The sequence below is a fragment of the Micrococcus sp. HSID17227 genome (assembly GCF_003989405.1).
In the GTDB taxonomy this organism is placed as follows: Bacteria; Actinomycetota; Actinomycetes; order Actinomycetales; family Micrococcaceae; genus Micrococcus; species Micrococcus luteus.
Map to the genome: position 1 here is coordinate 1 of NZ_RBLN01000142.1, position 5,643 is coordinate 5,643.

7 protein-coding genes and 1 pseudogene are annotated in these 5,643 nt (G+C 73.7%); 7 read left to right on the plus strand and 1 reads right to left on the minus strand.

All coding sequences use genetic code 11. The features are described from left to right. Positions 1-653, minus strand: a pseudogene (locus tag D8M29_RS07960) (cell division protein FtsK); the annotation flags it as partial. Positions 654-890: 237 nt separating this feature from the next. Between D8M29_RS07960 and D8M29_RS07965 the strand changes: the two are divergent. The 7 genes from D8M29_RS07965 to D8M29_RS07995 all read left to right on the plus strand — a co-directional run bounded on the left by D8M29_RS07965 (position 891) and on the right by D8M29_RS07995 (position 5,507). Beyond that, entirely contained in the window at positions 891-2,117 is a 1,227-nt protein-coding gene (locus D8M29_RS07965) for a CpaF family protein (protein WP_010079081.1), read from the plus strand. Continuing rightward, positions 2,117-2,974: a type II secretion system F family protein gene (locus D8M29_RS07970; protein WP_127435490.1), complete on the plus strand. Its 858-nt coding sequence runs from the start codon at positions 2,117-2,119 to the stop codon at positions 2,972-2,974. The genes D8M29_RS07965 and D8M29_RS07970 overlap by 1 nt, the downstream gene beginning before the upstream one ends. Beyond that, a complete protein-coding gene (locus D8M29_RS07975) occupies positions 2,971-3,912 on the plus strand; it encodes a type II secretion system F family protein (protein ID WP_127445890.1) in 942 nt (313 codons plus the stop codon). The genes D8M29_RS07970 and D8M29_RS07975 overlap by 4 nt, the downstream gene beginning before the upstream one ends. A gap of 87 nt (positions 3,913-3,999) precedes the next feature. After that, on the plus strand, positions 4,000-4,206 hold the full coding sequence (locus D8M29_RS07980; protein WP_004167681.1) for a hypothetical protein: 207 nt from the start codon (positions 4,000-4,002) through the stop codon (positions 4,204-4,206). Positions 4,207-4,208: 2 nt separating this feature from the next. Beyond that, positions 4,209-4,637 carry a TadE/TadG family type IV pilus assembly protein gene (locus D8M29_RS07985; RefSeq protein WP_127435438.1) on the plus strand — a complete coding sequence of 143 codons (429 nt, stop codon included), beginning with the start codon at positions 4,209-4,211 and terminating at the stop codon, positions 4,635-4,637. Next, on the plus strand, positions 4,621-5,049 hold the full coding sequence (locus D8M29_RS07990; RefSeq protein WP_127435439.1) for a hypothetical protein: 429 nt from the start codon (positions 4,621-4,623) through the stop codon (positions 5,047-5,049). Before D8M29_RS07985 ends, D8M29_RS07990 begins: the two co-directional genes overlap by 17 nt. After that, complete coding sequence (locus tag D8M29_RS07995; RefSeq protein WP_061867911.1) at positions 5,049-5,507, plus strand: pilus assembly protein TadG-related protein; 459 nt, start codon at positions 5,049-5,051, stop codon at positions 5,505-5,507. Before D8M29_RS07990 ends, D8M29_RS07995 begins: the two co-directional genes overlap by 1 nt. The last annotated feature ends 136 nt before the right edge of the window (positions 5,508-5,643 follow it).

Below are 5,643 nucleotides of genomic sequence, written 5' to 3' on the forward strand. Positions count from 1 at the left end.
GCCAGCATGACCAGCGCCACCGTCACGGACAGCACACCGAACAGCAGGAACACCGGGTTGCCCATCATCAGGACCAGGGCGACCCCGAGCACCAGCGGGCCCAGGGCCGCCACCAGCGGGATCACGACGGACTGCCGGGCCGGTGGGGATCCGAGGTCGACGGCGGGCGGCTCCGGCGTGACCGGCCGCGGCAGGGCGGCCCCGGGCCCGCGGACCAGGCCCAGGGCGGTCCGGCCCACCGGGAGCGGGCTGCGGCCGTCCCACAGGCGTCCGGTGTCCCGAGGACCGTCGTGGACGTGCAGCCCGGTGGGCGCGAGCCGCAGACGCATCGGCCGCGACGGGGCAGAGGGGTCGTCCAGCAGCAGCCGCGCCCCACCGCGTCCCGTGCTCAACCCGCCCTCCCCCAGAGGGACGAGGCGGCCGGCGTCGGGTCCGTGCTCGGTGACCACCGCGAGCTCCGGCCCCCGGGCCGGTGCACTCCCGACCCGTTCCGCGTACGTCACGCTGCGCGGCCCGGCAGCGCACCGGTGCAGCGACCGGGCGGGAAAACGTTCCCGCACCGCCCGGTCCTGCTCGTCCGCGTCGGCGGGGAAGTGCTCCACCCGCCATGTCTCGGGAGCGGCCCCGCCCAGGATCCGCACGCTCCAGGCCATCCCCGCCCCTCCCTCCTGAGACCGGCGACCGGCCCGTCCGGCCGCCTGGGGACGACCCTGCCACGGCCTGATGGCGGTTCGGGCGGCCTGTGGACAACTCCCCGTCGAACGGGACCGCCGCCACGTTGTCCACAGTCATGGTGTCCTGGACCACACGCATCGACGGAACGGGGTATCTTCCTGATCGAGACATGTGCGGCGCTGGGGATGGCGCCGAATCGGGCACAGGAGGGACACATGGATGCGGTGCGCATTCTCGAGGACGAGATCCGGGAGATCGTCCGGCGGCAGGGCATCGACCCGCAGCGTGAGCACGCCCGGGTCCTGACGCTCATCCAGGACGCGGCCGCGGACTACGAGTCCCGCGCGATGGTCAGCTCGCTGCCGGACCTGGAGGATCCCGTGGCGGCGCGGCAGGACCTGTTCGACCGCATCGCGGGCCTCGGGCCGCTCCAGCGGCTCATGGACGATCCCTCCGTGGAGGAGATCTGGCTGAACGCGCCGGACGCCGTCTACTGCGCGCGGTCCGGCCGCTCCGAGCTGACGGGCATCGTCCTGACCGAGGAGGAGGTGCAGGACCTCGTCGAAGTCATGTTGAAGTCCTCGGGCCGGCGGCTGGACCTGTCGATGCCGTTCGTCGACGCGGCCCTGCCAGACGGTTCGCGCCTGCACGTGGCCATCCCCGACATCACGCGGCGGCACTGGGCCGTGAACATCCGGAAGTTCATCGCCCGGGCGCGCCGGCTGGACGACCTCGTCCGGGGCGGTTCCCTCACTCCGACGGCGGCCCGCTTCCTGGACGCGGCCGTGGACGCGGGCATGAACATCCTCGTCAGCGGGGCCACCCAGGCGGGCAAGACCACCCTGCTCAACTGCCTGGCTTCGGCCATCGGCCCGCGGGAGCGGGTGATCACCGTGGAGGAGATCTTCGAGCTGCAGATCCCGGTGCGCGACGTCGTCGGGCTGCAGTGCCGCCAGCCGAACCTGGAGGGCCACGGCGAGATCCCGCTGCGTCGCCTCGTCAAGGAGGCGCTGCGGATGCGCCCGGACCGCCTGATCGTCGGCGAGGTGCGCGAGGCCGAGGCGCTGGACATGCTCGTCGCTCTGAACTCCGGCCTGGCCGGCATGTGCACGATCCACGCGAACTCGGCCGCGGACGCGCTCACGAAGCTCTGCACGCTGCCGCTGCTGGCCGGGGAGAACATCTCCCGGGACTTCGTCGTCCCGACGGTCGCCACGTGCATCGACGTCGTCGTGCACTGCGAGCGCGACCGTCAGGGCCGCCGGCGGGTGCGGGAGATCCTCACCGTCGGCTCACGGGTGGAGGGCGGGGTCATCGAGACGTCGGCGCTCTTCCAGCGTGACGCCGAGGGCGACCTGCGCCTCAACGAGGGTGCGAACCTGGAGTTCGAGGCGCTCGCCCGTCGCGGCGTGGACGTCCACGAGCTGGTGGGGCTGCGCTGATGGCCGCGCTGCTGGGGCTCGCGCTCGGCTGCGGCCTGTTCCTGCTGTGGTGGTCCCTCTGGTCCCCTCCCACGGAGAAACCCGGGGCCGCCCGCCCCGACTCGCGCCTGCGTGTGCTGATCGCCCAGTCCGGCATCCAGCGTCTCAGCCCGGCCGGTGTCCTGTCCGCCATGGCCGTCGGCGGTCTCGTGGTCGGGCTGCTCGTCCTGTCGCTGACCAGTACGTGGACCATCACCGCGTGCTTCGCCGTCTTCGGCGCGGCCGTGCCCTGGCTGCTGTTGTCCTGGCAGGCCCGCCGGCGGTCCACGGCACTGCGCGAGCTGTGGCCGGACGCGATCGACCACGCCCGGTCGGCCATCCGCGCGGGCCTGACTCTCCCGGAGGCGCTCATCCAGCTCGGGGAGACCGGGCCGGAGGGGCTGCGCGAGCCGTTCCAGCAGTTCGCCCGGGACTACCGGGCCGGAGCCCGCTTCGTGGACGCACTGGACCGGCTCAAGGCCCGGATGGCCGACCCCGTCGCGGACCGCCTGGTGGTCTCGCTGCGCCTGACCCGCGAGGTCGGCGGCGCCGACATCGGCCGTCTGCTGCAGACCCTCTCCGAGTTCCTCCGGCAGGACGCCCGCATCCGCGCCGAGCTCGAGGCCCGGCAGTCGTGGACCGTGAACGCGGCCCGGTTGGCGGTGTGCGCCCCGTGGCTCGTGCTCCTGCTGCTGGGGACCCAGCCCGCCGCGGTCGCGGCCTACCGGTCCGCCGCCGGCGGGGCCGTGCTCCTCGCGGGCATGGTGGCCTCCATCGTCTGCTACCGCGTCATGCTCCGCATCGGCGCGCTGCCCCGGGAGAAACGGGTGTTCGCATGACGTCCGCGCTGATCTGGGCCGCGCTCCTGGGCCTCACCCTCGGGGCGGGACTGCTCCTCATCCTGGTCACCCAGCCGGTGGGCTGGCGCCCCAGCCTCGAGCAACGGGTCGAACCGCAGCTGCGCCACCACATCCCGGCCTCCCGCCTCCTCGAGGAGGAACGTGCGGGCGCCTCACCCTGGGGAGCGTGGGGACGCATCCTCGATCCCGTGGTGCAGGCCGGGGTCGGCTGGGTCCAGCGCATCTCCCCGGGCGGGGTGGCGCTCGACCGCAAGCTGGCCGCCGCGGGGCTCGCGGTCACGTCGGCGGACTTCCGTGCGCAGCAGGTCCTGAGCGCGGCCGCGGGGGCCGCCGTGGCGGCCGTCCTCGCGCTCAGCCTCACCGTCACGGGCCGCGTGCCGGTGATCACGGGGGTCGCCCTCGTGATCGCCGGCGGCATGGCCGGGTTCCTGCTCCGGGACCAGCTGCTCTCCCTGCGGGCGCGACGGCGGCGCGAGGCCATCCTCTCCGAGTTCCCGTCCGTGGCCGAGCTGTTCGCGCTCTCGGTGGGCGCGGGGGAGAGCGCCGCTGGAGCGCTCGAGCGCATCGCGGGGACGGCGCGCGGGGAGCTGGCCGGCGAGTTCCGCGTCACGCTCGCCGACATGCGTGCCGGGGCGTCGCTGTCCGCGGCGCTCAAGGCCATGGGACGGCGCGTGCAGCTGGCCCCCGTCGAACGGTTCATCGGGGGCGTGCTCATCGCGCTCGACCGCGGCACACCCCTCGCCGACGTCCTGCGCGCACAGGCCCAGGACGTGCGTGAGATGGGTCGCCGCGAGCTCATGGAGGCCGCCGGCCGGAAGGAGATCCAGATGATGGTCCCCCTCGTGTTCGGCATCCTCCCGCTCACGGTGATCTTCGCCGTCTTCCCCGGCATCTCCCTGATGCGCCTGGGGTTCTGAAGACCCACAACTGAATAGTCCATCCGTCCACCCACGATCACCATCCACTCCGGCCGCACGGGCGGCCGGCCACCCGAGGAGGGGACCATGCTCCACCACCACGCCATCACCGTCCTGGCCGCTCTGCGCGCCCTCATCCACGACGACGTCCGCGACGAGCGCGGCGACGTCCCCGGCTGGGTGATGATCACCCTCATGTCCGCCGTGCTCGTGGCCGGCCTGCTGGCCCTCGCCCTGCCGGCGCTCGAGGGACTGTTCAACCAGGCCATCTCCCAGGTGTCCCAGGGCGGCTGAGCATGCCCCGGGGTGCTGCCCACGACGCGCCGGCGCCCCGCGGCGGCCACACGGGCGTCCGCTGGCGGGACGACCGGGGCGCCGCGGTGGCCGAGTCCACCATGGTGATGACCCTGGTCGTCCTGCTCTTCGCGGCACTGCTCCAGGCCGGCGTCGTGATCCACACACGCAACGTGATGATCGATGCCGCCTCCGCCGGTGCCCGGTACGGGGCGCTCGCGGACCGGAACCCCGAGGACGGCGTCCAGCGGGCTCGGGAGCTGCTCTCCACCGGTGTGCCCGGCCAGTCCGGGGCCGACGTCGCCGCGGAGCTCACCAGCCAGGACGGGGTCCCGGTCCTGCGCGTCACGGTCTCGAGCTCGCTGCCCGGCCTGGGGTTCCTGCCGGGCCCGATCCCCGTGGAGGTGAGCGGTCATGCGTTCCGTCAATGACGTCCGCGACGAGCGGGGAGCGGCCACGGTCGAATTCCTGGGCCTCACCCTCGTCCTGCTGATCCCCGTGGTGTACCTGATGATCTACGTCTCCCAGGTCCAGGCCGCGGCGTTCGCCTCGGTCGCCGCCGCGGACCAGGCCGTCAAGGCCGTGGTCGCCGAGGCCGATCACCCCAGCGCAGGCGCCGCCCACGCCACCCTCGAGCTCACGCTCGCCGACTACGGCGTGGGCGCCGGCCAGTACGACCTGACCGTCGGCTGCGACCAGGGTGGCTGTGGCACGCTCGAACCGGGCGAGGTCGTCGCGGTGCGGGTGGACGTGGCGGTGCCCGTCCCTCTCACGCCGGCAGCGTGGTCGATGACCCCCGTGACCGTGGGTTCCGACGCCCGCCAGACGGTGCCGAGGTTCTGATGCGCCGCCCCCTCACCGCTCGCCTGGGTCACGATGACGGGCAGACCACCGTCCTCACCGTCGGCCTGTGCGCCGTGCTCGTGGCCCTCATGCTGGTCATGCTCGCGGTCACCACCGTGCAGTTGCAGCACCGTCGCCTGCAGTCGCTCGCGGACTCGGCCGCCGTCGCCGGGGCAGAGGAGCTCGGCTTCCGGCTGGGGGAGGACCCGGGCGTCGTGCTCTCCGACGGCGACGTGGCCGCCTCCGCCAGCGCGCACCTCGCGGCCGTCGGCGCCCGTGAGGCCGTGCCCGGGCTCGGTGGGATGAGCGCCCGCGTGGCCGAGGACGGCACCACCGTCGTCGTCACCCTCGACGCCCGGGCCGATCTGTTCGCCATGACCGGCCCGTTCGCGGGGACACTGCCCCTGTCGGTCCCCCTCGAGGCGACGGGCAGCAGTCGCACTAGCCTGGCCCGGTGATCCGCTTCCTCCACGGCATCGGTGGCCGACCCGCCCACTTCCAGCCCCTTGCCGACGCCCTCGGCGCCGCGGCCGACCTCGCCGCCTCGCCCGCCCTGCCCGGCCACCCGGGCACGGACGCCGGCGGCCAGGACCG

Excerpts from the sequence above, each read along its gene's own strand:
- D8M29_RS07965 (WP_010079081.1), top strand. The coding sequence starts at position 891 with ATGGATGCGGTGCGCATTCTCGAGGACGAGATCCGGGAGATCGTCCGG.
- D8M29_RS07995 (WP_061867911.1), top strand. The coding sequence starts at position 5,049 with ATGCGCCGCCCCCTCACCGCTCGCCTGGGTCACGATGACGGGCAGACC.
- D8M29_RS07975 (WP_127445890.1), top strand. The coding sequence starts at position 2,971 with ATGACGTCCGCGCTGATCTGGGCCGCGCTCCTGGGCCTCACCCTCGGG.
- D8M29_RS07985 (WP_127435438.1), top strand. The coding sequence starts at position 4,209 with ATGCCCCGGGGTGCTGCCCACGACGCGCCGGCGCCCCGCGGCGGCCAC.
- D8M29_RS07970 (WP_127435490.1), top strand. The coding sequence starts at position 2,117 with ATGGCCGCGCTGCTGGGGCTCGCGCTCGGCTGCGGCCTGTTCCTGCTG.
- D8M29_RS07980 (WP_004167681.1), top strand. The coding sequence starts at position 4,000 with ATGCTCCACCACCACGCCATCACCGTCCTGGCCGCTCTGCGCGCCCTC.
- D8M29_RS07990 (WP_127435439.1), top strand. The coding sequence starts at position 4,621 with ATGCGTTCCGTCAATGACGTCCGCGACGAGCGGGGAGCGGCCACGGTC.